Source organism: Rothia mucilaginosa (genome assembly GCF_001061665.1).
Lineage (GTDB): Bacteria > Actinomycetota > Actinomycetes > Actinomycetales > Micrococcaceae > Rothia > Rothia mucilaginosa_A.
This window is the reverse complement of sequence record NZ_JVSP01000002.1, coordinates 266,990-291,718: the sequence shown is the minus strand read 5'-3', so window position 1 is coordinate 291,718 and position 24,729 is coordinate 266,990. Positions and strand designations below refer to the sequence as shown.

19 protein-coding genes are annotated in these 24,729 nt (G+C 57.4%); 1 reads left to right on the top strand and 18 read right to left on the bottom strand.

Annotated elements, in window-relative coordinates:
- Positions 1 to 292: 292 nt before the first annotated feature.
- The 12 genes from ADJ95_RS09555 to rpsJ all read right to left on the bottom strand — a co-directional run bounded on the left by ADJ95_RS09555 (position 293) and on the right by rpsJ (position 8,645).
- Complete coding sequence (locus tag ADJ95_RS09555; protein WP_049331918.1) at positions 293 to 2,986, bottom strand: YncE family protein; 2,694 nt, start codon at positions 2,984 to 2,986, stop codon at positions 293 to 295.
- Positions 2,987 to 3,411: 425 nt separating this feature from the next.
- Positions 3,412 to 3,684, bottom strand: coding sequence for a 30S ribosomal protein S17 (rpsQ, locus tag ADJ95_RS01550; protein ID WP_049331917.1), 273 nt, complete (start codon positions 3,682 to 3,684; stop codon positions 3,412 to 3,414).
- Entirely contained in the window at positions 3,681 to 3,920 is a 240-nt protein-coding gene (gene rpmC, locus ADJ95_RS01545; RefSeq protein WP_049331915.1) for a 50S ribosomal protein L29, read from the bottom strand. Before rpmC ends, rpsQ begins: the two co-directional genes overlap by 4 nt.
- Positions 3,921 to 3,925: 5 nt before the next feature.
- Positions 3,926 to 4,345, bottom strand: coding sequence for a 50S ribosomal protein L16 (gene rplP / locus ADJ95_RS01540; protein WP_049331913.1), 420 nt, complete (start codon positions 4,343 to 4,345; stop codon positions 3,926 to 3,928).
- On the bottom strand, positions 4,346 to 5,143 hold the full coding sequence (rpsC, locus tag ADJ95_RS01535; RefSeq protein ID WP_049331911.1) for a 30S ribosomal protein S3: 798 nt from the start codon (positions 5,141 to 5,143) through the stop codon (positions 4,346 to 4,348).
- Positions 5,144 to 5,509 (bottom strand): 50S ribosomal protein L22, encoded by a 366-nt coding sequence (gene rplV / locus ADJ95_RS01530; RefSeq protein WP_005504964.1) that lies wholly within the window; start codon positions 5,507 to 5,509, stop codon positions 5,144 to 5,146.
- A 60-nt stretch (positions 5,510 to 5,569) separates the two neighbouring features.
- A complete protein-coding gene (rpsS, locus tag ADJ95_RS01525; protein ID WP_004005282.1) occupies positions 5,570 to 5,851 on the bottom strand; it encodes a 30S ribosomal protein S19 in 282 nt (93 codons plus the stop codon).
- A 12-nt stretch (positions 5,852 to 5,863) separates the two neighbouring features.
- Complete coding sequence (rplB, locus tag ADJ95_RS01520; RefSeq protein ID WP_049331908.1) at positions 5,864 to 6,700, bottom strand: 50S ribosomal protein L2; 837 nt, start codon at positions 6,698 to 6,700, stop codon at positions 5,864 to 5,866.
- 40 nt (positions 6,701 to 6,740) lie between these two features.
- Complete coding sequence (gene rplW / locus ADJ95_RS01515) at positions 6,741 to 7,043, bottom strand: 50S ribosomal protein L23 (protein WP_005504959.1); 303 nt, start codon at positions 7,041 to 7,043, stop codon at positions 6,741 to 6,743.
- Positions 7,043 to 7,660 (bottom strand): 50S ribosomal protein L4, encoded by a 618-nt coding sequence (gene rplD, locus ADJ95_RS01510; RefSeq protein WP_049331907.1) that lies wholly within the window; start codon positions 7,658 to 7,660, stop codon positions 7,043 to 7,045. Before rplD ends, rplW begins: the two co-directional genes overlap by 1 nt.
- Positions 7,661 to 7,666: 6 nt before the next feature.
- A complete protein-coding gene (rplC, locus tag ADJ95_RS01505) occupies positions 7,667 to 8,323 on the bottom strand; it encodes a 50S ribosomal protein L3 (RefSeq protein WP_005504955.1) in 657 nt (218 codons plus the stop codon).
- Between the two features lie 13 nt (positions 8,324 to 8,336).
- Positions 8,337 to 8,645 (bottom strand): 30S ribosomal protein S10, encoded by a 309-nt coding sequence (rpsJ, locus tag ADJ95_RS01500; protein ID WP_004005287.1) that lies wholly within the window; start codon positions 8,643 to 8,645, stop codon positions 8,337 to 8,339.
- Between the two features lie 497 nt (positions 8,646 to 9,142).
- Between rpsJ and ADJ95_RS01495 the strand changes: the two genes are divergently transcribed.
- On the top strand, positions 9,143 to 12,640 hold the full coding sequence (locus ADJ95_RS01495; protein ID WP_152691679.1) for a Fe2+/Zn2+ uptake regulation protein: 3,498 nt from the start codon (positions 9,143 to 9,145) through the stop codon (positions 12,638 to 12,640).
- Between the two features lie 482 nt (positions 12,641 to 13,122).
- On the opposite strand, the gene tuf is transcribed toward ADJ95_RS01495, so the two are convergent.
- The 6 genes from tuf to ADJ95_RS01465 all read right to left on the bottom strand — a co-directional run bounded on the left by tuf (position 13,123) and on the right by ADJ95_RS01465 (position 24,713).
- Positions 13,123 to 14,313 carry an elongation factor Tu gene (tuf, locus tag ADJ95_RS01490; RefSeq protein WP_049331906.1) on the bottom strand — a complete coding sequence of 397 codons (1,191 nt, stop codon included), beginning with the start codon at positions 14,311 to 14,313 and terminating at the stop codon, positions 13,123 to 13,125.
- 200 nt (positions 14,314 to 14,513) lie between these two features.
- A complete protein-coding gene (fusA, locus tag ADJ95_RS01485) occupies positions 14,514 to 16,628 on the bottom strand; it encodes an elongation factor G (protein WP_049331904.1) in 2,115 nt (704 codons plus the stop codon).
- A 72-nt stretch (positions 16,629 to 16,700) separates the two neighbouring features.
- Entirely contained in the window at positions 16,701 to 17,171 is a 471-nt protein-coding gene (gene rpsG, locus ADJ95_RS01480) for a 30S ribosomal protein S7 (RefSeq protein WP_005504941.1), read from the bottom strand.
- Positions 17,171 to 17,545, bottom strand: a complete 375-nt coding sequence (gene rpsL / locus ADJ95_RS01475; protein ID WP_005504939.1) for a 30S ribosomal protein S12 — start codon at positions 17,543 to 17,545, stop codon at positions 17,171 to 17,173. Before rpsL ends, rpsG begins: the two co-directional genes overlap by 1 nt.
- Positions 17,546 to 18,156: 611 nt before the next feature.
- Positions 18,157 to 20,193: a neutral/alkaline non-lysosomal ceramidase N-terminal domain-containing protein gene (locus ADJ95_RS01470; protein WP_049331901.1), complete on the bottom strand. Its 2,037-nt coding sequence runs from the start codon at positions 20,191 to 20,193 to the stop codon at positions 18,157 to 18,159.
- Between the two features lie 608 nt (positions 20,194 to 20,801).
- A complete protein-coding gene (locus ADJ95_RS01465; protein ID WP_049331899.1) occupies positions 20,802 to 24,713 on the bottom strand; it encodes a DNA-directed RNA polymerase subunit beta' in 3,912 nt (1,303 codons plus the stop codon).
- Between the last annotated feature and the right edge of the window lie 16 nt (positions 24,714 to 24,729).

Genomic DNA, 24,729 nt, shown 5'->3' with positions numbered 1-24,729 from the left:
ACGCATGCGTCAAACAAGAGGTTCGGTCCTTATCGGACAGATTTCTTGGGTCCCTTTTTCCTCGCTAATCCGTTTGTCTAGGGACCGAACCTCGCTTTGACCATTAAGCCCGCACTTCGGTGCGGGTTTTCTTTTTGCCCGAGACATTCCTCCAGGCATAGCCCAGGGGCGGCTCCCTTCATAAGGAAGGGAACCGCCCCTGGGCTATTTTACGGTTTACGCAAACCGATTATGGAAGCATGCTCCTCCTCCCCAGAACAGCGCTGGGAAGACCGCATGGCTTCATCGACGTTTATGCCTTGCGGCGACGAGCCACCAGAATACCGGCACCCGCGACCAGAGCCAGGGCACCCAGGCCAGATGCAATCAAGACGCCGGAGGCACCGGTGTTAGCCAGCGAAGACTTCGAGGACTTCGAAGAGTTCGAGCCGTTAGAAGAAGAGGTGTTCTGCGACGAAGAAGCGGAGGTCTTCGAAGCGCTGTTGCCCTTCTCCTGGGCCGAGGGCTTCAGGGAATCTGCAGGAGCCTTGGACTGGTCCTTGGCCTGATCCTTCGACTCGGCCGGTGCGGAGGACTCAGGAGCCGAGGGGTTCACGGGGGCGTCCTTAGCTTCATCCTTCTTCGGCTGGTTTTCGGTCGTGAAGGTGTACTCGACGGCCATGCCGCCACGTGCGTTATCGTTCTCGGTCAGGGAGCCGGAGAGCAGATAAATAGCTACCTTATCACCGGTCTTGAGCTCTTCCTTCAGGTTGGAGTTGGCAACGGTCGGACGATCGATAGTCGCGGTGAAGTTACCGTTCTCGTCGGCCTTGATGTAGGCCCACACGCCCGAGCTGTTAGCTTCTGCACCCTCCAGCTTCGGCTCTTCCTTGGCTGAGATGGTGCCCTTGTTCAGCTTGACTGCGATAACCGATCCCTTGCCGTCCTTGGTCTTGAAGCCTTCACCGCGGAAGGTCAGCTTCTCGCCTTCCCAAGTCTTGGGGAAGTAAACCTTAGCGCCATCCTTGTACTCGTGTACAACCTCGTTCGAAGTGGCCGAATCGCTCGGTGCGGGGGTGGAGGGCTCAGGCTTAGCCGAATCACTCGGGGCCGGAGTAGTCGGCTCAGGCTTAGCCGAATCACTCGGGGCGGGGGTAGGCTCATCGTTCTTGGCGGTGGTCAGCGGAGTACCCGCAGGGTACTGAGTGGTCACACCGGAAGGAGCAGCAGCAACCTTGGAGGTTTCGACGGTTGCGCAGGTGGTGTCTGCGGCCTTCTGCTCGGTGACGGTTGCCTTCAGGGCCTCACCACCACGCGGGGTGTCGTTCTCAACCATCGAACCGGAGAGCAGAGCCACGGAAATCTGGTCACCGGTATTCAGATCGTCCTTCAGGCTGGAGTTAGCGGTGGTGGGGTAGGGCAGCTCGGCGGTGAAGTTACCGTTCTCATCGGCCTGAATGTAGGCCCACACGCCCGCGCTGTTGCCTTCCTTGCCGTTGAGCTTCGGCTCTTCCTTAGCGCTGATCTTACCCTTGTTCAGTTTGACGGCAACAACGGAGCCCTTGCCGTCCTGGGTCTTGAAGCCCTCACCGCGCAGCTTCAGGGTCTCGCCCTTGGTCCAATCCTTGGTGGTGTACAGCTTGGCGCCGTCGGTGTAGGTCTTCACCAGTTCCTCAGAAGAGGCCTGCGAGGCAGACTTTGCGGTGGTCTCGATGGTGGTATTGAGCTTCACCATGACACCGGGAGTAATCGGGCTGTCGGCGTTGTCCTTGCCCTTGGGTTCGGTGCTGGAGGTTCGGTATTCACCGGTAGCCGGGTCGATGGTGTAGTTGGTCTCGATCGGGGAGGCGTCCTCGGTGCTTCGAGCCAAGGCGTAGGCCGAGCCATCGGGAGTAACCAGCACGTCATTTGCGCCGCTAGTAGCGCCGGTGGAGACTTCGGAGACAACGGTGCCGGTACGCGCATCAATCACGCCCACGTTGCCGGTACCGTAATCGGTAACGTAGAGCAGGTCACGAGCTTCGTCAGAGGTGATGGCAAGAGCCTGCTTACCGAAGGGAATGGACTTCTTATATGCGCCGGTCTCCAGATCGTAGACGGTCACACCGGAGTTGGCCCCGGTCTTTCGGTCGCCCTGAGAGCTTACGTAGATTTCCTTCAGGGACTTGTCGATAGTGACGTCCGAGGCGTTCAGAGCGATATCTGCGCTGTCCTTGTGCAGCTCAATGGTCTTCTCAACCTCGAGAGTCTTGCCATTAATTACCTTCAGGGTGCCTGCGCTCAGGGTAGGGACGTAGACCTTGCCATCAGCGGAGTCTACGTGCATGTTCATTGCGGTGTCAGGTTCGCCCTTGGCATTGGTGAATTCGATCTTCTTGACCAGGGTGTGCTGGGTGGTGTCGAAGACGCTAATGCCGCCGGAGCCGGAAACAAAAGCTTTACCGGTTGCGGAGTCGATGCGCACCTCACGAGGATGATCAACTTCGCCTTCTGCGCTGGTCCAGATCACCTTCTTGGTCGAGGGATCCACCACGGATACGGTGCTGTTACGAGTCTGAGCCACCCACACGTAACCGGTAGCCTCGTCATAGCCGACACCGTAGGGGGATGCAATCTGCTTACCCGAGGGTTCGGTGGCTCCGCGAGGGGTGAAGTCCACGGTCGGGAACTGGTAGACCGATGCAAGGCTCGGTGTGGAGGAGACATTCCAGGAGCCCAAACCGCCGGTCAGGATCGGAGGACGGCCGGAGGAGAAGGAAGTGAACAGGGTAGAGGTAGCCGGTGCGTAAGCCAGCTGGTACTGGCCGGGCAGACCCTGATACTGGGTAGCGCTTACGCTAAAATGACGGCACTCGTCATTAGAGTTCTGTGCGCGGGATGCTGCGGGCAGGGAGGAATTGCCGTTAGCCGCAAAAGATGCGGGAATCATGGTCATCGATCCTGCGACGACGGAGAGGGCGCTGGCAACGGCGAGCAGCTTGCGTGAGGGCTTGGGTGAAGAAGTCATGGTAATCCTCGATGATGTGTTGATGATACTTCTCCAAAGGTCGTGCAACCTCCGGATTAGGTGCTCGACTACCCCTAATATATAGGCAAGGCATAGCTAAGCACTTATAGAGTCGATGATAAACACCTTCTCAGGAGGTTTTCAACCTATTTTCAGCTCTGTCTAAGTCTTCCCCCAGTACCTGTTGCCCATCTACTGCCCGTAAAATCTGCCTTTTCCCATATTTATCCAGGTCAGATCATTATTTATGCTCTACAGAAAGCCGGCCCCGGCAAAAGTACTGTTTCTATATATGACGACCAATCTCCAAATATGACGTTCTTTAGCTCGCGATGTTTCTCATCCCGGGGTATAACAATGGCCCCTCCCCCACAGTTGTGGGGAAGGGGCCATTATTGCTCTAGCAGATGATTCTGCGGAAAGGCTTACTTAGCCTTCTCCAGAATCTCCACGACGCGCCAACGCTTGGAAGCGGACAGCGGACGGGTCTCTGCAATCAGAACGAGGTCACCGATGCCTGCAGTGTTCTGCTCATCGTGTGCCTTGATCTTGGAGCTACGGCGAACAACCTTGCCGTACAGAGCGTGCTTCACGTGGTCCTCGACCTCGACGACAACGGTCTTGTCCATCTTGTCGGAGACAACGTAGCCGCGGCGGGTCTTACGGTAGCCGCGCTCTTCGTTCTTTACTTCACTCACTTGGACTCACCTTCAGTTGCGGGACGAATACCGAGCTCGCGCTCACGCAGCACGGTGTAGATACGTGCGATGTCGCGCTTAATAGTGCGGCGACGACCTGCATTAGCCTGACCGGTGACTTCTTGGAAGCGGATGTTGAAGAGTTCCTTCTTCGCTTCGCTCAGCTTTGCAGCCAGATCCTCGTTAGAGAGTGCTGCGAGCTTCTCGATGCTCAGGTCCTTGGAGCCTACTGCCATCTCGCTTATTCACCACCTTCACGGCGACGCACAATACGTGCCTTCATCGGGAGCTTGTGGATTGCCAGGCGCATTGCCTCGCGAGCCACCTCTTCGGACACACCGGCGAGTTCAAACATGACTCGACCCGGCTTGACATTTGCGACCCACCACTCGGGCGAACCCTTACCGGAACCCATACGGGTTTCGGCGGGCTTCTTGGTCAGGGGGCGGTCCGGGTAAATGTTGATCCAGACCTTACCGCCACGCTTGATGTGACGGGTCATTGCGATACGTGCAGCCTCAATCTGACGGTTGGTCACGTATGCGGGGGTCAGGGCCTGGATGCCCCACTCACCGAAGCTAACCTCGGTGCCGCCCTTTGCGAGACCACTACGCTTGGGGTGGTGCTGCTTACGGTACTTTACTCGACGGGGAATAAGCATTTATGCCTCACCGTTCTCTGCAGTCTTGGCCTCGACCTTTGCCGAAGCGTTCTCGTTGCGGCGCTCGCGACGAGGACCACGGTTGCCCTGGCGGCGGCGGTCACCATCGCGGCGGTTGCCACGGCGGTTGTTTGCTGCCTGCTGAGCTGCCAGCTCCTTGTCGGTCAGGTCGCCCTTGTAGATCCAGACCTTCACACCGATGCGGCCGAAGGTGGTCTTGGCCTCGAAGAAGCCGTAGTCGATGTTCGCGCGCAGGGTGTGCAGGGGCACACGGCCTTCGCGGTAGAACTCGGAACGGGACATTTCAGCGCCACCCAGACGGCCGGAGCACTGGATACGGATACCCTTTGCGCCTGCACGCTGTGCGGACTGGATTGCCTTCTTCATTGCACGGCGGAATGCAACACGCGATGCGAGCTGCTCTGCGATGCTCTGTGCAACCAGCTGAGCGGAGAGGTCGGGGTTAGCAACCTCGAGGATGTTCAGCTGAATCTGCTTGCCGGTGAGCTTCTCGAGCTCGCCGCGGATGCGGTCTGCTTCTGCGCCACGACGGCCAATCACGATACCGGGACGAGCGGTGTGGATGTCCACACGCACGCGGTCACGGGTACGCTCGATCTCGACCTTTGCAACGCCTGCGCGATCCAGGTTCTTTGCCAGCAGCTCGCGGATCTTCACGTCCTCACGGACGAAGTCTGCGTAACGCTCGCCGGGCTTGTTGGAATCAGCGAACCACTTGGAGACGTGGTCAGTGGTGATGCCCAGTCGGAAACCGTTCGGGTGAATTTTCTGACCCATTTAGCGGTCCTCCTCCTTCTCCGGGGTAGCAACTACCACGGTGATGTGGCTGGTGCGCTTGTTGATTCGGTATGCACGACCCTGAGCGCGGGGCTGAATGCGCTTCATGGTCGGGCCCTCGTTCACGAATGCTTCGCTGATGAACAGCTCTTCCTCGCGGAAGGGCAGACCCTGCTGGGTTGCCTTCTGACGAGCGTTAGCTACTGCCGAAGCAACGATCTTGTATACCGGTTCCGAAGCTGCCTGGGGGGCAAACTTCAGAATCGCCAGAGCCTCTTCCGCCTGCTTACCACGGATCAGGTTGACGACACGGCGGGCCTTCATAGGCGTAACGCGAACGAAACGCGCTGATGCCTTGGCTTCCATTGCCTATCTCTCTTTCGTCTATTGCCGAAAGGGAAACGTTAGCTTATCGGTATGAACCGATTAGCGACGCTTGCCCTTACGGTCGTCCTTCACATGGCTGCGGAAAGTGCGGGTCGGAGCAAACTCACCGAGCTTGTGACCAACCATCGACTCGGTGATGAACACCGGCACGTGCTTGCGACCGTCGTACACTGCGATGGTGTGACCGAGCATGTCGGGGATAATCATCGAGCGACGCGACCAAGTCTTAATTACGTTCTTGGTGCCCTTCTCGTTCTGAGCTGCAACCTTCAGGTAGAGGTGCTGATCAACGAAAGGGCCCTTCTTCAAACTACGAGGCATGTTTCAGGCTCCTTAGCGCTTCTTGCCAGTACGACGGCGACGAACGATGAGCTTGTCGCTTTCCTTGTTGGGACGGCGGGTACGACCCTCGGGCTTACCGTTGGGGTTAACCGGGTGACGACCACCGGAGGTCTTACCTTCACCACCACCGTGCGGGTGGTCAACCGGGTTCATAACCACACCACGGACGGTCGGGCGGATGCCCTTCCAGCGGTTGCGGCCAGCCTTACCCCAGTTGATGTTGGACTGCTCGGCGTTGCCGACCTCGCCCACGGTTGCGCGGCAGCGAACATCCACGTTGCGGATTTCGCCGGAGGGCAGACGGAGCTGGCCGTACTTGCCTTCCTTAGCAACCAGCTGGACAGAAGCACCAGCGGAACGTGCCAGCTTTGCGCCGCCACCGGGGCGGAGCTCGACGCAGTGAATCACGGTACCAACCGGGATGTTGCGCAGGGGCAGGTTGTTGCCGGGCTTGATGTCAGCTGCGGGACCGGACTCGACGATGTCGCCCTGAGCGAGCTTGTTCGGAGCGATGATGTAACGCTTGGAACCATCGACGTAGTGCAGCAGTGCGATGCGTGCGGTACGGTTGGGATCGTACTCGATGTGTGCAACGCGTGCGTTCACGCCGTCCTTGTCGTGACGACGGAAGTCGATCAGACGGTACTGGCGCTTGTGGCCGCCACCCTTGTGACGGGTGGTGATGCGGCCGGTGTTGTTACGGCCGCCGGTCTTGTGAAGCGGACGAAGCAGGGACTTCTCCGGGGTGGAGCGGGTGATCTCTGCGAAATCAGCAACGCTCGAACCGCGGCGACCCGGGGTCGTCGGCTTGTACTTACGAATACCCATTTAGATATTTCTTCCTTCGTTAAAGTGGTCTCCGCGGGGCTTATGCCTGCGGACCGCCGAAGATGTCGATGGTGCCTTCCTTGAGGGTCACAATCGCACGCTTGGTGTTCTTGCGAGCGCCCCAACCGAAACGGGTGCGCTTGCGCTTGCCCTGACGGTTGATGGTGTTGACGGAAGCAACCTTGACGTCAAAGATCTTCTCGATGGCCTGCTTGATTTCCAGCTTGTTGGAATCGGTAGCGACCTCGAAGGTGTACTTACCTTCGTCGAGCTGACCGTAGCTCTTCTCGGAAACGACGGGAGCAATGATCACGTCGTATACAGACTTGGTGGAAACGCTCATTACTTAGCGCCCTCCTTCTTCTGAGCTGCAGCAACGAATGCGTCGAATGCTGCCTTGGTGAAGACCACGTCGTCCGAAACCAGCACATCGTAGGTGTTGAGCTGGTCGACGTACAGAACGTGGACATTCTCCAGGTTACGTGCGGACAGAGCCACAACGTCCTCTGCACGAGCAATCACAAGAAGGATGTTCTTGCGCTCGGTGATAGCTGCGAATGCAGCCTTTGCAGCCTTGGTCGAGGGGGTCTCACCGGAGATGAAGTTCTCGACAACGTGGACGCGGTCGTGACGAGCGCGGTCAGAGAGAGCACCGCGCAATGCAGCGGCGATCATCTTCTTGGGGGTGCGCTGTGCGTAGTTACGCGGGGTCGGACCGTGAACAACGCCACCGCCAGTCATGTGCGGTGCACGGATGGAGCCCTGACGTGCGTTACCGGTACCCTTCTGCTTGAAGGGCTTACGGCCTGCACCGGAAACCTCGCCGCGGTTCTTAGCCTTGTGGGTGCCCTGACGTGCTGCTGCGAGCTGTGCAACGACAACCTGGTGCAGCAGGGGCACGGATGCCTGCGCGTCGAAAATCTCTGCGGGCAGGTCTACCTTAAGGGTCTTAACAGCCATGATGTATTAGGCTCCCTTCACAGCGGTACGAACCAGAACAACGCCGCCCTTGGGACCGGGGATTGCGCCCTTGATCAGCAGGACATTGTTCTCTGCGTCCACACCCTGGATAGTCAGGTTCAAGGTAGTGTGACGTGCTGCGCCCATACGGCCAGCCATGCGCATACCCTTGAACACGCGTGCGGGGTAGGATGCGCCACCGATGGAACCGGGCTTGCGGTGGTTCTTGTGCTGACCGTGAGACGCGCCAACACCCTTGAAGCCGTGACGCTTCATAACACCTGCGAAGCCCTTACCCTTGGTCTTGCCAACGACGTCGACCTTCTGGCCTGCTTCGAAGAGCTCAACGGTCAGTTCCTGACCGAGGGAATACTCAGAAGCATCTGCGGTACGCAGCTCGACAATGTGACGACGGGGGGTAACACCGGCCTTCTCGAAGTGACCAGCCAGGGGCTTGGTAACCTTGCGAGAGTCGATTGCACCGAAACCAATCTGAACAGCTTCGTAGCCGTCAGTCTCCTGGTTACGGATCTGGGTAACAACGTTAGAATCAGCCTTGACGACGGTGACGGGCACAAACTTGCCGTCCTCGTCCCAGACCTGGGTCATGCCGAGCTTGGTGCCCAGCAGGCCCTTCACCTGGCGCTCGAATTTGTTAGTCATTAGATGCGATCCTCTACAGCTTGATCTCGATGTTTACGTCTGCCGGCAGGTCGAGACGCATGAGGGCATCAACAGCCTTGGGGGTCGGATCAACAACGTCGATCAGACGCTTGTGCGTACGCATCTCGAAGTGCTCGCGGCTGTCCTTGTACTTGTGGGGAGAACGAATAACACAGTAGACGTTCTTCTCGGTCGGCAGCGGCACGGGGCCAACTACAGTTGCGCCTGCGCCCTTGACCGTTTCGACGATTTTCCGTGCCGAAGAATCGATGACCTCGTGGTCATAGGACTTCAGACGGATGCGGATTTTCTGTCCCGCCATCTGTCGGACTCTCTTTCTTGATGTATTCCCTGTATCGGAGCTTTTGCTCCTTTGTTATAGCGCTTAAGGAACGCGATATATTCATCACGTGCGCCACCCAGAACGGACTGAATCCGGCCTTGCCGGGTTCCTCACCCCGCCTGAGTACCGACCCCCGAACTCGGGCGTGTCGTCTATATTCTAGACAAACTCGTCCCGTCATCCTTCGGACCGGGTCATACGTGGGCCTATCTGATACAGATAGACACTTTGACAACGTCGTCAATTCTCTCAAATATTCGGGGGTTCTCGCAATGCCAACGTTCATTAAGTGGTTAAGAACACTTAAAAGACCTTCCTGCCCCTCTCCGTAACCAGACATCATCGCCCGGTGTGTCCTTCACAGAGACTTCTAAACCTACTTTCAGTATTTTCCATGCAGTTTATACCCCGAAATATAGCTTTCAAGCCTAGTAGTACTCGTATGGTAGAAGTACCACTTAGCCTAAGGAGAAATCATGTCTCAGCCGACACAACCTCACCGGGCACCCAGTCACACGCACTCCCCCATCAACCAACCCTATAACGAGCAAGCACCGTTCCCTCCCTCCCCTGCACCGTCGCAGGTCACCCGCGGAGAAATGTACTCTCATCAAACACCGCATCCTCAGCGGATGAATGAGGACCTCTTCCTCAATATTGTTCTGTACATCGGTTCGCTTCTGCTCATTGGAGCTGCTGCCCTTTTCATTACTTCGGTGACTTCCTCGACCGACGAGACGGCGCTGATTCGCGTCCTCGCGTTAGCGCTGGGGGCCGTTGTCTTTTACGGTGCGGGCCTGTTGACCTACCGTTTCGTGAAGCGTCTGCGCATCGCTTCCTATTCCTTTACGGCGACCGGCTTGGCTTTCATCCCCCTCACGGGTATTGCCACGTATATCCTCGGTATCTGGGATCAGGGCCGTTTCATCTGGCTTATCACTTCTCTGATTGGTACCGCCGCAATTATTGGAGCATGTACTCTGATGCGTAACCGTGTCATGGGTTATCTCCTAATTTCTTTCTTTATTTCAGATTCGTTGGCCGCCACGAGGGTGGTTGAGCTCCCCTTCGTTTGGTACTTCATTGTCCTCACGGTCGTAGCGATTGTCTTGGGACTCGTACTTCACTTTGTTCCCGAAGCCGCTCCACGGGGTATCCGCGAAGGTCTCGTTGATTCATCACGAATTTTTGTTCCGGTCACCGCGGCGTCCATTTTCTTCTTTACCTATGAGATGTCCTCTCTGGACATGGGTATCGCCTTCACGGTGATGTCTGTCCACGCTATCCTCTTCCTGTGCATGGAGGGGAAGATCGACTACTTTGTTCAGGCACGAATCTACCCGCTTATTGCTGTCCTGGCATTTGCTGATGGGTTGAACCAAATTGTCTGGACTCCCTCGATTTTTGCGATTACCGTACTCGTCACCAACATTGTTTCTGTGTACGTCTTCGTCCCCCGCGTGCGCACTATGGCTAATGCGCAACTCCCCACTCAGCATCAAGAGGCTACGGTATCCAAGATTCCTTGGAGCTCTTCTGCTGCTCAGTTGCCTCGCGAGAAGTTCGAGTGGCTTCCTACCTACGACGCAGGCTTCGGTCTCATCCTCCTTTCTTGTGCGTTTGTAGCCGCCCTCGCCATAGCTTCCCCCTATGTAGAAAGCGGCTGGGCCGAGCTTCTACCGTACGTGCAGACCCCCCACACGATCTTCCCCGCTTCCTGGGGTATCGGTATCTTCTATCTGATCAGCTGCCTGACCTACCGTAAGGCTCTTCGGCCGATGGCGTTGCTGGCCTTCTCGGCACTTCTCCCCTGCATCGCCCTCTTGATCAATATCGCGAATGGGAACACCCAGGGCGATTTCTACCTCTTCTTTGGCGCATCTACCATCATCTACATTTTGAGCCGCAGCGACATCAAACTACGCTTTGCAGGATCCATGATGAGTACCCTCGGGTATGCGCTAGGTTTCTTCCTGCTTGCGACGACCCTCTTCCCTGATATGCAGCCCATCGAGATGCGTCTGGTCTTCGCACTCGTATTTGCACTTGCGGGCCTGCTCATCTTCGCTCTTCCCTCCGCTGAGATTCAGGGGATCCCGGGTCTACGGAGAACCCCCGAGGGGCTGGCTTACCTGTTCCTTGGTTCTCTGTCGTTGCTCGCCTCGATGTTCGTGGACATTACCGTCAAGACGATTGCCCAGCATTTCTGGGCCTACTTCGGTATGTTCTCCGCAGCGCTTCTTCTACTCAGCCTTTTGGCTATTCTGCTGTTGGGGCGTATCTTCGGCATTTCAAACCGCGACGATATGCGCTACACCCTGCTGGTTCTGACGCGTATTGGTCTCTATGGGCTTCTTCTGATCGGCTTGGTCGGGACCCTGTACTACCGTAGCGCCCTCGCCACGGTGATAACAGGTACCTTGGATATCGCCGGGTACACGCTGTGGGTCGCTGTTCTCCCGACTTTGATCACCGTGCTATACGCGGCGCTCGGTCTTATGTTGCCCCCTCGTTCAGCAATCCGCACCGAGATTCTGACTGTTTCTCGTCTGCCTATCTGCTGGTCGCTATTGCTTCTGTCCATGAATAACGATGTGAAGACGATGGTCGTCCATTTCTTCTTCGTTGCTCTAATGGCTGCACAAACCCTGTACAGTGTTCTCCTCTATGCCCGCACTCGCCGCATTGCCGAGCTATACATCGCGACGGGAGTCTTTACGGTGGCGGCCTGCTACAGCGCTTTCACCGGCGGCCTGCTATATCTTGAGGATCCCCTTCTCTCCGTCGGTGCTCCGGCTCTGCTGATTGCTGTCTGGGGTGTTGGCGTTGCTCTGAAGGTTCCGTACCTACAGCCCGGTGCTTCTCTGAGCGTGAGCACGTTCTGTATCACTGCTCTCTGGAATGTCTCCGGGGTTCCGGCTCCTTCGGACCACGCCGAGTTCTTCGGCTACTCCGCACTTCTGGCTGTCGTTATTCTGTGGGTGTTGAAGGTCCTCATCCCCCGAGAGAATCCCGTTCTGCATCCTAACGTACGTCCTTCCATAGTCGTCCAGGCGGGATCTAGGAACGTTGTTCTTCCGATGCACGGTCCCCTGCCTGCACCCACCTCGCAGTTTGCGCCCCGCCTCCCCCTGGCTCAGGGTATTTTTGGTCCGATCAACTATCTGCTGATGGTGCCCGCACTGGGCGTACTCTATTTCGCCACGCTAATGGGCCTGCTAAGCTCCACTCACGTAGAGCTCAACGCCCTCCTATGGGGTCTAAGCACGCTGTGTCTGATGTCCGTATGCCGAGTGGAGCAGGTACCTACCATCGCAACGACGGCTTTCTGCCTCTCTATCTCCCGGCTGATGCTGCATTATTCTGATGCACCTCGCATCGTCCTGGTGCTGGAGATTGCCCTCTTGATTGTTCTCGCCATCGCTGCGGTTGATGTTTTCAAGAATTTGGCAGCGCATCGTCCCGTCAATGAACAGGTGTCGTCTACTCTCCTGTACTGCGCTCTGGGTCTTCAGGCGCTCCTGACGCTGGTTCTTTGGAGAATTCCGACCGGGGGCCCTGACGTTATCCTCCTCGTACTGGGCATTGGCCTGACCCTCTTGGCCGGTCTTGTACTCCCCAAGGCGTGGGCATACGTATCGGCCGTACTGGTGACGGTGGATCTTGCCATTTCGCTCAATGGTCTCAACCCGCTCTTCCTGCTCATCATCTCGGTGATTCTTATTGCCGGCGTCATTTGGAGGCTCCTTGCCCGTCAAAGTGGCCACCAGGATGACAGCGGCGTCCCGTCGACTCCGGTGGAGCAGACTCCGGTTTCTCAAGCTACCGCTCTTCCCCCGGCCGAGGGATATGTTGGGCAGTCTCCCAGCGGGCAGGCACCACAATCGGTGAATAGCCAGTCTATTCCGCCGGCGCAGACCCCGCCTCTCGGTGGCGGCTACTCCGTTCCTGAAGGGGACGGGCGTTCGGCGTAGTGACGTTGCCTCGCTAACGCCCTGAGAAGTCACGGTAAGCCGTGTTTTCCAAGGCGCCCCACCTTCAAGCGGCCCTCAGCTTCATACGGCTGAGGGCTGCTTCTTTGTCGCTTCCGCCATCCCCCATTGCGACGAGGAACAACTAGCAAGGTCTGCGGTCACAGGGCAGAACGTTTCCGAAGCCCCGCGCACTTTCGTGGCCTGTCCTCCGCCCCGTTGCTCTTCTTCTAGATTTTCTTCCCCCGTATTTTTCTGCGTGGTCCCTTCTAAATGCTCGGGTACCGTGAGGGGTTATCCGGCCCTGTCCTGCGCTGGTCGGCCTACGATTTTGTCTAGGTGCTATGGCAAGACCACTACGAGACCGGTTCTGGGCATAACAAAAGGACCCCCGCAAAACTGCGGGGGTCCTTAAGTATCGCTACCTGGTGGAGGGGAAAACCCTCCGGCAGGTCACCAGCGAATTGTCGTAAAGTTTACGGCAATTACTTGATGATCTTGGTAACGCGACCCGAACCAACGGTGCGGCCACCCTCACGGATAGCGAAGCCGAGGCCCTCTTCCATTGCGATGGGCTGAATCAGGTCAACGGTCATCTCGGTGTTGTCACCGGGCATAACCATCTCGGTGCCCTCGGGGAGGGTGATAACGCCGGTCACGTCAGTGGTACGGAAGTAGAACTGAGGACGGTAGTTGGAGTAGAAGGGGTTGTGACGGCCACCCTCATCCTTGGAGAGGATGTAGACGTTTGCCTCGAACTCGGTGTGGGGGGTGATGGAGCCCGGCTCCACGACAACCTGACCACGCTCAACATCGTCGCGCTTCAGACCACGCAGCAGCAGACCACAGTTCTCGCCTGCCCATGCCTCGTCGAGCTGCTTGTGGAACATCTCGATACCGGTAACGGTGGTCTTCTGGATCGGGCGGATACCAACGATCTCGACCTCGGAGTTCAGCTTCAGGGTACCGCGCTCTGCACGGCCGGTCACCACGGTGCCACGACCGGTGATGGTGAAGACGTCCTCGATGGGCATGAGGAAGGGCTTGTCCTTCTCACGCACGGGGTCCGGGATGTAGGTGTCGACTGCGTCCATGAGCTCCTCGATCTTAGCAACCCACTCGGGATCGCCTTCGAGAGCCTTCAGTGCGGAAACGCGAATGACAGGGGCGTTGTCGCCGTCGAACTCCTGCGAGGAGAGGAGGTCACGGACCTCCATCTCGACGAGGTCGAGGAGCTCTTCGTCGTCAACCATGTCTGCCTTGTTCAGTGCAACCAGCAGGGTGGGGACGCCAACCTGGCGAGCGAGCAGAACGTGCTCGCGGGTCTGTGCCATGGGGCCGTCGGTAGCAGCAACCACGAGGATTGCGCCGTCCATCTGAGCCGCACCGGTAATCATGTTCTTGACGTAGTCAGCGTGGCCGGGAGCGTCAACGTGTGCGTAGTGGCGCTTCTCGGTCTGGTACTCAATGTGAGCAATGTTAATGGTAATACCGCGCTGGCGCTCCTCGGGAGCGGAGTCGATCATGCCGAAGTCGCGCTTCTCGTTCAGGTCCGGGTACTTGTCAGCCAGAACCTTGGAGATTGCTGCGGTCAGGGTGGTCTTACCGTGGTCAACGTGACCAATGGTACCGACGTTAACGTGAGGCTTGGAGCGCTCGAACTTAGCCTTAGCCAAGAGTGTTCCTCCTAGAACGATTGAAAACATGCACGCGGATCTTCACTCCGGCGCATCCCGTTATAAAACGGTCTAGCGTCTACAATAGCGGATTACGCCGCAGAGATGAAACTGTCCATGCTCTCAATGATGGATTTAATGGAAAAATTTCGCTGTGGGCCACGGGTTTTACCCCGTGGCCCACGGGTGAGTCGCGAGAATTACTCGCCGCGGCTCTTCTGGATGATCTCGTCAGCGACGTTCTTGGGAACCTCGCCGTAGCTATCGAATGCCATCGAGAACACTGCACGACCCTGGGTCTTGCCACGCAGGTCGCCAATGTAACCGAACATTTCGGTCAGGGGCACGATAGCCTTGATGATCTTAACGCCGGATGCGTCCTCCATGGAACGAACCTGGCCACGGCGGGAGTTCAGGTCGCCGATCACGTCGCCCATGTACTCCTCGGGGGTACGAACCTCAACGTCCATCAGCGGCTCGAGCAGGACCGGGTTAGCGCGCTTAGCGCCTTCCTTGAAGACCATCGAACCAGCGATCTTGAACGCCATTTCGGAGGAGTCGACGTCGTGGTAAGCGCCGTCGAGCAGGGTTGCCTTCACGCCCACCATCGGGTAGCCAGCGAGGACACCGAACTTCATGGCGTCCTGGATACCAGCGTCGACCGAGGGGATGTACTCGCGAGGCACGCGGCCACCGGTGACCTTGTCCTCGAACAGGTACAGCTCTTCGCCATCCAGGGGCAGGGGCTCGAAGGAGACCTGCACCTTTGCGAACTGACCGGAACCACCGGTCTGCTTCTTGTGGGTGTAGTCGACCTTCTCGACTGCCTTCTTGATGGTCTCGCGGTATGCAACCTGAGGCTTACCAACGTTAGCCTCGACCTTGAACTCACGCTTCATACGGTCGACGATGATGTCCAGGTGCAGCTCACCCATACCACCGATTTCGGTCTGACCGGTTTCTTCGTTCAGCGAAACGGTGAAGGTGGGGTCCTCAGCGGAGAGCTTCTGGATAGCGGTGGACATCTTCTCCTGGTCGCCCTTGGTCTTGGGCTCAATAGCCACGAAGATCACGGGGTCGGGGAAGGTCATCGACTCGAGAACAATCGGGTGTGCGGGGTCGCACAGGGTGTCACCGGTGGTAGTGTCCTTCAGACCGATTGCTGCGTAAATGTGACCTGCGGTGATCTCCTCAACAGGGTTCTCCTTGTTGGAGTGCATCTGGAAGAGCTTACCGATACGCTCCTTCTTACCCTTGGTGGAGTTCAGAACCTGCTGGCCCTGAGCTGCCACACCGGAGTACACGCGGGTGTAGGTCAGCTGACCGTAGAACGGGTGAGCTGCGACCTTGAATGCCAGCGCTGCGAAGGGCTCGTCAGCGGATGCCTTACGGGTCAGCTTCTCTTCCTCGTTGGAGGGGTTGGAGCCGACGACGTCCGGAACGTCCAGCGGGGAGGGCAGGTAATCAATCACGGCGTCCAGCATGGGCTGAACACCGCGGTTCTTGAATGCAGAACCGCAGAGAACGGGGAATGCCTCGCCTGCGATCACGAGCTGGCGGATACCAGCCTTGATCTCGGGGATGGTCAGCTCGCCCTCTTCGAGGTACTTCTCCATGAGCTCTTCGCTGGACTCGGCAACAGCCTCCACCAGCTCGGAGCGGTACTGCTCAGCCTTCTCAACCAGGTCAGCAGGAATGTCCTGAACCTCGTAGGAGGCACCCATGGTCACGTCGCCCTTGGCGTCGCCGGGCCACACATATGCCTTCATCTCGAGCAGGTCGACAACGCCGATGAAGTCGCTCTCAGCACCGATGGGGAGCTGGAGGACCAGCGGGCGAGCGCCCAGGCGGTCGATAATGGTCTGAACGGTGAAGTAGAAGTCAGCACCCATCTTGTCCATCTTGTTGACGAAGCAGATACGGGGGACATCGTACTTGTCAGCCTGGCGCCAAACGGTCTCAGACTGGGGCTCAACACCTTCCTTGCCGTCGAACACAGCAACTGCGCCGTCGAGGACGCGCAGGGAGCGCTCAACCTCAACGGTGAAGTCGACGTGACCGGGGGTGTCGATAATGTTGATCTGGTTGCCCTTCCAGAAGCAGGTGGTTGCTGCGGAGGTAATGGTGATACCTCGCTCCTGCTCCTGAGCCATCCAGTCCATGGTGGAAGCGCCGTCGTGGGTCTCACCGATCTTGTGGTTAATACCGGTGTAGAACAGAATGCGCTCAGTGGTGGTGGTCTTACCGGCGTCGATGTGCGCCATAATACCGATGTTGCGGACCTTGCTAAGGTCGGTGAACACGTCAAGTGCCACGTTATTCTCCCTAAATGAGATACTCCGAAAGCCTGCCGACTCGAATCGACTCGGCAGGCTCTAAACGGAGAATTACCAGCGGTAGTGTGCGAAGGCCTTGTTGGACTCGGCCATCTTGTGAGTGTCCTCGCGACGCTTCACAGCGGCACCGAGACCGTTGGACGCATCCAGGATCTCGTTCATCAGACGCTCAGTCATGGTCTTCTCGCGGCGCTGCTTGGAGAAGCCAACGAGCCAGCGAAGAGCCAGAGCGGTGGAACGGCCGGGGCGAACCTCAACCGGAACCTGGTAGGTTGCACCGCCAACGCGGCGGGAGCGAACCTCGAGAGAAGGCTTGATGTTGTCCATAGCCTTCTTCAGGGTTGCGACCGGATCGGAACCGGTCTTCTTCTCGACGCCCTCGAGGGCACCGTAGACGATGCGCTCTGCGACGGACTTCTTACCGTCCAGCAGAACCTTGTTGATCAGCTGAGTGACCAGCGCAGAACCGTAAACAGGATCGTTTACGAGGGGACGCTTGGGAGCGGGACCCTTACGAGGCATTACTTCTTCTCCTTCTTAGCGCCGTAGCGGGAGCGAGCCTGGCCGCGACCCTTAACACCCTGGGTATCCAGAGCGCCACGAACGATCTTGTAGCGAACACCGGGGAGGTCCTTCACACGACCACCGCGAACGAGCACAATCGAGTGCTCCTGCAGGTTGTGGCCCTCACCGGGGATGTATGCGGTAACCTCGACGCCGCCGTTGAGCTTGACACGAGCGACCTTACGCAGTGCCGAGTTCGGCTTCTTCGGGGTGGTGGTGTACACACGGGTGCACACGCCACGCTTCATGGGGTTGCCCTTCAGTGCGGGCGCCTTGGTCTTAACGACCTTGGGAGTCCGGCCCTTACGGACCAGCTGCTGAATAGTAGGCACGTTTTCTCCGTTGCTTGATCGGGTTTCTCGTTGGAGAAGCCCGTATAAACTTACTGGCCCCCATCGCAGTGGATGGGTGCTCTCGGTTATCAGAAACGCTCGGGTGCACTGGGCACTCCGGTTGGTTTCTATAGGTTCCTCAACTCTCGGCGAGTTCTGTTTCCTTTTCATCTTTCATCCGAAGACGAAAAAGTTTTTGGGCACACGTAAAAATGGCATTTAGGCGTCAGCAAAAAGCAACGCCAAAGGACGGTATCCATACTGCCATTGATTCGTTTGCCCGTATCCTCGGAAAGTCCCGAGGGAACCCACCAAGGGTGGATCCAGTACACCGAGCTCAAGTACTTCGCATAAGACTATACAGGTTAAACTCGGCTTAATCTAGCGGGGCTGCACGGATTTTCCACTTTTAAGCAGATATGAAGGCAGTTTCCGGTGATTTACACCACTTAAATTACATGCTTGCAATTCTGTCCTTGTCGACTCCCACGGCATCACCCCGACACCCCGTTATACGAATATACGAAAAGTCGCCAAGAACCCGAGTTCTTGGCGACTTCTCATGTACCGGCAAAGGCGCAAGCGTCGCCCAATCCCGTTGCTGTCAGTATTTAGACAACCTGGAACTGGCGAGTCTGACCTTCAAAGTTGGTCTTCGCACCCGTAATCTTCTTTGCGGTGCCGAAATAACGAATGCGGTACTGGCCCTTTGGGGTATTCAAGGGAACCTTCCAACGAACCGTCACCTGCGAGGCGGCAATACCCATGCGCTTCCACTCGTAGAAAGTATCCGGGTTGTTATCGCCCGTGTAGTACTTCCACGTATTGCCCTCTCGACGCTCAATCACGAAGTAGCTACCGTCGTGATGAATATTGTTATTCGGGTGAGCGCCGACAAAGCGCGCGGAAACCTCCTGCCGACCGGCAATAGCGTCCTGCGGCTGCTGAGTGACCTGCCCATATCGCGTGCCAAACATCGGGCTGTCATAGACGACCTTACCCTGCAGGCTGGCCACCGGGCGACGATCCTGCGGACGATCGCCGATACTCAGAGAAGTACCGTTCTTCAGGGAGGTACCCACTTCGTTAATCGTCTGGCGGAAAGCGCTGGAGGTATAACGACCAAAGAGGGTTGCGCCGCCCTCATACTGCTGCGAATCGTACTCCTCGGGGGTCGTCACGTAGTGGTCATAGGCGTTGGTGTACCCCTGCAGAATAATATGCGACTCGGGCACACCGAAGAGCTTAGCGGCGTCCTGACGATACTGCACGCCCACCGCGCCGGTAAATTCGCCCGGCATACCCAGCAGATAGTAGTCACCAAAGCGCATAATCTGGACGGGGAACTTCTCCTGAATGATCGTTCCATTTTTAGCAGAGAAGAGGATACCCTTCGGTTTCTGACAGCTAATCTGAGCGGAGCTCGGAGTAAAAGCAAGGAATCCCAAAATCGAGGGACGTCCGGAACCTTCCTTATACACATCCCAGCCGCCACCGCCATCTTCGGTCGAGCCGGCACCAAAAGCGGTGCCCAAGAATCCCTGACAGGTGCGCTCATTACGGCCGGTTCCGGTGTACTTCGCGTCAACGTTCATACCTGAGAAGTTGAAGTAGGAGATTCGCGAATCCAGGCCGGTGCCCACCGGGTTACCCGCGCTCTTGAGCTGGGCGCGCACGGCATCTGCCTGCTTCTGCCCCTGAATCTTCAGGTTCTGATGGTCATCCTTGGTGGGCCCCTGACCCGGCTTGAGCCACGTATTCGGAGAAACATCACCGGCATTAGCATTTGCAAACGCCGCAACGAAACCATCACCGCTACCCGTGACGTTACGGTCAATGCCGTGATCCTGATTCTCCAACAGATACTCGGCGTAACCCTTGTTATCGCTTGAAATCAGGGTATTCTTCGAGGTCAGAGAAGTCGGGTGCAACGCGTACCAGTTCAGCACCGCACGAGTCTTACCGTTACGTTCCAGACGCAGGGTCATGTTAGTCGGGTCGGTACCGTTCGGAAGCTTGGAACGCAACTCCTGCGAATCTCGGTTATAAGCCTCGCGCGAACGGTTCACACCCACACCCGTGAGCTTAGAGGTCGAGACCGTCAGGTTGCCCGGGGCCAGATCCTTCGTTGCCTGACGCACGGCCTTCATGGTTCCCTCAACCTGGGCGTTAAAGGTGTCCTGGTGGAATCCCAGGGTTGTGATGTTGTACAGGCTCTGATGGGTAATGCCGCCCGGGGTAGCATGCGTATGAGTTGCGGTAATCATGATGTTCGATTCCGAGTATTCAGATCCATACTCGGCGCGGATACGCTTGACCAGCTCATCTCGGAGAGACTGCCAGCCGGTGAGAGCATCCAACACCACGATGAGGTTACGCTGACCGCTGGCACGGTCAACAGCAATAAAGGCGCGAGCATACTGACGGGTATGCACGCCACTACCCTTCTGGGAGGTCTCACCATAGCCCATGAAACCGACCTCGCCGGGTTCACCGGTGATATCGGCTGCGCCGGCACCCACGAGGTAGGGCGTGGCTTGGGAGGCTTGAGCTGCGGGGGCCGCCCCGGCCATCTGACCGGAAGGCAAAATTGCGGAGGCGGCAATCAGGCAGGCGGCGCCCACACGTGCCAGAGATCGCTTGGGCATGCCAAGTCGTGAAAACAGAGAGTTCTTGGCCTTCATCGCCGACGAGGACGCAAATACCTGCTGGAATGAGGGACACGGAGTGATACCGGAAGTATGCAGGGTGAAGATATTTCTCCCCGATCCGGAAGTGACTGGAGTGATATGCATGCCTTCAAGAGTAAATCCAAGTCAGAGCGTTTTCCAATCACCCAAGCATCCTAATATACAAGAATATATATTCTTTATATTGCTCAACAAAAACGAATGAATGGTCTATAAAGGGGTGTTTACTCTAGTAAACCCAGCAAATCTAACCGCTCTCCCCCACCGCAAAAATTTGCAATCAAGAGAATTTTTCTCTCTGTGTAAATTTCTGTTTCCACTGAGATTCTCCCAAAATATTTTGGAGAAACAACGAACGCAACGCGCACCCATATCAAATCTTAAAGATAGGATTCACAAAAACCTCAACCACTGCCATAACCATCATGATTAGAAAAGCCTGGGTTCCTTCTCTCTCATACCCCACCCACACGCGAATATGCAAAAGCGCGGATACCCGAGAGAAATCTCGAGTATCCGCGCTTTTATGAATGCTTAGGCTTCAGACCTAGCGAGCAGCAGGAAGCTTAGAGCTCCAGGCCACGGCCGTACTCATCCAGCGAAACGGCACGGAAACCGCCGTTGTTACCGTAGGAGTACACCTCGCTATCGATTTGGAAAGCACTCGGGTAACCGCCGCCGAAGGTGTCCAGAGACTGCAGACGCTCAGCGGTAGCCTGAGCGCTCGGCTCAACCTCAATATCGTTGTAACGTGCCAGACCGGTACCGGCAGGAACCAGCTTACCGATAATCACGTTCTCCTTCAGGCCGAGCAGCGGGTCGGTCTTCGCCTCCATAGCTGCCTGAGTCAGGACGCGGGTGGTCTCCTGGAAGGAGGCCGCCGACAGCCAGGACTCGGTAGCCAGCGAAGCCTTGGTAATACCCATCATCTCGGGACGACCAGCAGCAGGCTTCTTGCCCTCGAGCAGAGCCTTGCGGTTTGCGGTCTGGAAGACAATGTTATCGACCAGCTCACCAGGCAGAAGGTCGGTGTCACCGGACTCAATCACGGTCACGCGACGCAGCATCTGGCGGACAATAACCTCGACGTGCTTGTCGTGGATTTCCACACCCTGCGACTTGTACACGCCCTGAACCTCGCTCACCAGGTGCTTCTGAGCCTCACGAGGACCGCGGATACGCAGAACCTCCTTCGGATCAACAGAACCGGTAGCCAGCTGGTCGCCGACGTGGACGTAATCACCATTCTGCAGCTTAGAAGCCGCACGGCGCAGAATGGTGTAGGACTGGGGTTCAGAACCGTCGTCCGGGGTCACCACAATCTTGTAGGACTTCTCGGTATCCTCAATGGTCACGCGACCGGACACCTCAGAAATCGGGGCGACACCCTTGGGGGTACGGGCCTCGAACAGCTCCTGAATACGGGGCAGACCCTGGGTAATATCGTCTGCCGACGCCACACCACCGGTGTGGAAGGTACGCATGGTCAGCTGGGTACCGGGCTCACCAATCGACTGAGCCGCAATAATACCAACGGCCTCACCAATGTCCACCAGCACGTTCGAAGCCATCGAACGGCCGTAGCACAGTGCGCACACGCCGATAGCCGATTCACAGGTCAGAACCGAGCGGACACGCAGCTCCTTCACACCAGCCTTGAACAGCTTCTCGATGAGCTCATCGGAAACGTCAGCGCCAGCCTCAGCCAAAACGTTGCCGGCTTCGTCCTTCACGTCCACCGCGAGGGTACGACCGTGAATCGAAGTCTCAACGTCCGGGTGCAGGTTGCCGTCGGCGTCAACCAGCGGGAGCATCAGACCGCGGCGGGTGCCACAGTCATGCTCACGCACGATAACGTCCTGCGACACATCCACCAGACGACGGGTCAGGTAACCCGAGTTAGCGGTACGCAGTGCGGTATCAGCCAGACCCTTACGTGCACCGTGGGTTGCGATGAAGTACTCCAGAACCGACAGGCCCTCACGGTAGGAGGACTTAATCGGGCGAGGCATAATCTCACCCTTCGGGTTCGACACCAGACCACGAATACCCGCAATCTGACGGACCTGCATCCAGTTACCACGTGCACCAGAGGTCACCATACGGTAAATGGTGTTCAGACCGCCGTGAGAGCTCAGGTTCTCGCGCATAGCCTCTGCCACCACGTCGGTAGCCTCGGTCCAAACCTTAATCAGCTCCTGACGACGCTCTTCGTCATCGATGGTACCAATCTCGAAGTCGTCCTCAATTGCAGCAGCCTGCTTCTCGTAGCGCTCCATAATTGCCGGCTTCTCGGAGGGAGTAGCAATATCGGAAACAGCCACGGTCACGCCCGAACGGGATGCCCAGTAGAAACCCGCGTTCTTCAGGTTATCCAGGGCACGAGCCACAACATCCATCGGGTAACGCTCAGCCAGATCGTTAATCAGGCTACCCAGACCCTTCTTGTCTGCCACACCGGTGAACCAGGGGTAGTCCTTCGGCAGAGCCTGGTTGAACAGGACCTGGCCAACGGTGCAGTCCAGCAACACGGGGTCGCCGGGCTTGTAGCCCTCGGGAGCTTCCCAACCTTCGGGAGCAACGAACTGGTCGCCGTCCAGCAGGATCTTCACCTTGGTGTACAGCTCAATCTCGTGACGATCCATCGCCATCAGAGCCTCAGAAACCGATGAGAAAGCGTGGCCCTCGTTCTTCTGACCATCGCGAGGAGTGGTCAGGTGGTACAGACCGATGATCATATCCTGCGAAGGAACGGCCACGGGACGGCCATCCGACGGCTTCAGGATGTTGTTCGAGGACAGCATGAGGATACGAGCCTCAGCCTGGGCCTCGGGAGACAACGGCAGGTGAACTGCCATCTGATCACCATCGAAGTCAGCGTTGAACGCGGAGCAAACCAGCGGGTGCAGCTGGATAGCCTTACCCTCAACCAGCTTCGGCTCAAATGCCTGAATACCGAGGCGGTGCAGGGTAGGTGCACGGTTCAGCAGCACGGGGTGCTCGGCGATAACCTCTTCCAGAACGTCCCAAACCTGCGGGCGGAAACGCTCAACCATGCGCTTAGCGCTCTTAATGTTCTGAGCGTGGCTCAGCTCCACCAGACGCTTCATGACGAAGGGCTTGAAGAGCTCCAGCGCCATCTGCTTGGGCAGACCACACTGGTGCATCTGCAGCTGCGGACCAACCACAATCACGGAACGACCGGAGTAGTCCACGCGCTTACCCAGCAGGTTCTGACGGAAACGACCCTGCTTACCCTTGAGCATGTCCGACAGAGACTTCAGGGGACGGTTGCCGGGGCCGGTCACCGGACGGCCACGACGGCCGTTGTCGAAGAGCGAGTCCACAGCTTCCTGCAGCATACGCTTCTCGTTGTTCACGATGATCTCGGGAGCGCCCAGCTCCAGCAGACGCTTCAGACGGTTGTTACGGTTGATCACACGACGGTACAGGTCGTTCAGGTCGGAGGTCGCAAAGCGGCCACCGTCCAGCTGAACCATCGGGCGCAGCTCCGGCGGGATGACCGGAACAACGTCCAGAACCATACCCAGCGGGGAGTTGTTGGTGGTTAGGAAGGCGTTAACAACCTTCAGACGCTTCAGGGCACGGGTCTTCTTCTGGCCCTTACCGGTCTGAATGATCTCCTTGAGAGCCTCGGCCTCAGCTTCCAGGTCGAAAGACTCCAGACGCTTCTTGATAGCCTCGGCGCCCATGGCACCCTCAAAGTACATGCCGTACTTGTCCACCATGGAACGGTACAGAGCTTCGTTACCCTCGAGGTCAGCGACCTTCAGGGACTTGAAACGCTCCCACACGTTCTCCAGGTGAGCAACCTCGCGCTCGTAGCGCTTACGCACGGAGGCAAGCTGACGCTCAGCGTTATCGCGCAGCTTGCGCTTCTCAGCAGCCTTACCGCCCTCTGCCTCGATACGAGCCAGTTCGGACTCAACCTCACGGCTAATAGCGTTCACATCGGCGTTCAGAGCAGCCTCAAGCTCCTGCTTCTCACGGTCGTGAGCAGCCTGCAGCATCGGCAGATCCTCGTGACGAGCATCCTCGTCAACGCTGGTAATCATGTACGCAGCGAAGTAAATGACCTTCTCCAGGTCCTTCGGAGCCAGATCCAGCAGGTAGCCCAGACGGGAAGGAACACCCTTGAAGTACCAAATGTGGGTCACGGGAGCGGCCAGCTCAATGTGGCCCATGCGCTCGCGACGCACCTTGGAACGGGTCACCTCAACGCCACAGCGCTCACACACAATGCCCTTGAAGCGCACGCGCTTGTACTTACCGCAGTAGCACTCCCAGTCCTTGGTGGGGCCGAAGATACGCTCGTCGAAGAGACCGTCCTTCTCGGGCTTCAGGGTACGGTAGTTGATGGTCTCGGGCTTCTTAACCTCACCAAAGGACCAACGACGGATGTCGTCGGCGGTGGCGAGGCCAATTCGCATCAAACCAAGCGAAGATTCGTTGGACATATCGGTCCTAATCTCT

Bases quoted from the DNA above. Each gene is read 5' to 3' on its own strand.
- rpsS (WP_004005282.1), bottom strand. From the start codon at position 5,851: ATGCCTCGTAGTTTGAAGAAGGGCCCTTTCGTTGATCAGCACCTCTAC.
- rpsG (WP_005504941.1), bottom strand. From the start codon at position 17,171: ATGCCTCGTAAGGGTCCCGCTCCCAAGCGTCCCCTCGTAAACGATCCT.
- rpsC (WP_049331911.1), bottom strand. From the start codon at position 5,143: ATGGGTCAGAAAATTCACCCGAACGGTTTCCGACTGGGCATCACCACT.
- ADJ95_RS01465 (WP_049331899.1), bottom strand. From the start codon at position 24,713: ATGTCCAACGAATCTTCGCTTGGTTTGATGCGAATTGGCCTCGCCACC.
- rplP (WP_049331913.1), bottom strand. From the start codon at position 4,345: ATGCTTATTCCCCGTCGAGTAAAGTACCGTAAGCAGCACCACCCCAAG.
- rplD (WP_049331907.1), bottom strand. From the start codon at position 7,660: ATGGCTGTTAAGACCCTTAAGGTAGACCTGCCCGCAGAGATTTTCGAC.
- ADJ95_RS09555 (WP_049331918.1), bottom strand. From the start codon at position 2,986: ATGACTTCTTCACCCAAGCCCTCACGCAAGCTGCTCGCCGTTGCCAGC.
- rplC (WP_005504955.1), bottom strand. From the start codon at position 8,323: ATGACTAACAAATTCGAGCGCCAGGTGAAGGGCCTGCTGGGCACCAAG.
- rpmC (WP_049331915.1), bottom strand. From the start codon at position 3,920: ATGGCAGTAGGCTCCAAGGACCTGAGCATCGAGAAGCTCGCAGCACTC.
- ADJ95_RS01495 (WP_152691679.1), top strand. From the start codon at position 9,143: ATGTCTCAGCCGACACAACCTCACCGGGCACCCAGTCACACGCACTCC.
- rplW (WP_005504959.1), bottom strand. From the start codon at position 7,043: ATGAGCGTTTCCACCAAGTCTGTATACGACGTGATCATTGCTCCCGTC.
- rpsJ (WP_004005287.1), bottom strand. From the start codon at position 8,645: ATGGCGGGACAGAAAATCCGCATCCGTCTGAAGTCCTATGACCACGAG.
- ADJ95_RS01470 (WP_049331901.1), bottom strand. From the start codon at position 20,193: ATGCCCAAGCGATCTCTGGCACGTGTGGGCGCCGCCTGCCTGATTGCC.
- rplB (WP_049331908.1), bottom strand. From the start codon at position 6,700: ATGGGTATTCGTAAGTACAAGCCGACGACCCCGGGTCGCCGCGGTTCG.
- rplV (WP_005504964.1), bottom strand. From the start codon at position 5,509: ATGGAAGCCAAGGCATCAGCGCGTTTCGTTCGCGTTACGCCTATGAAG.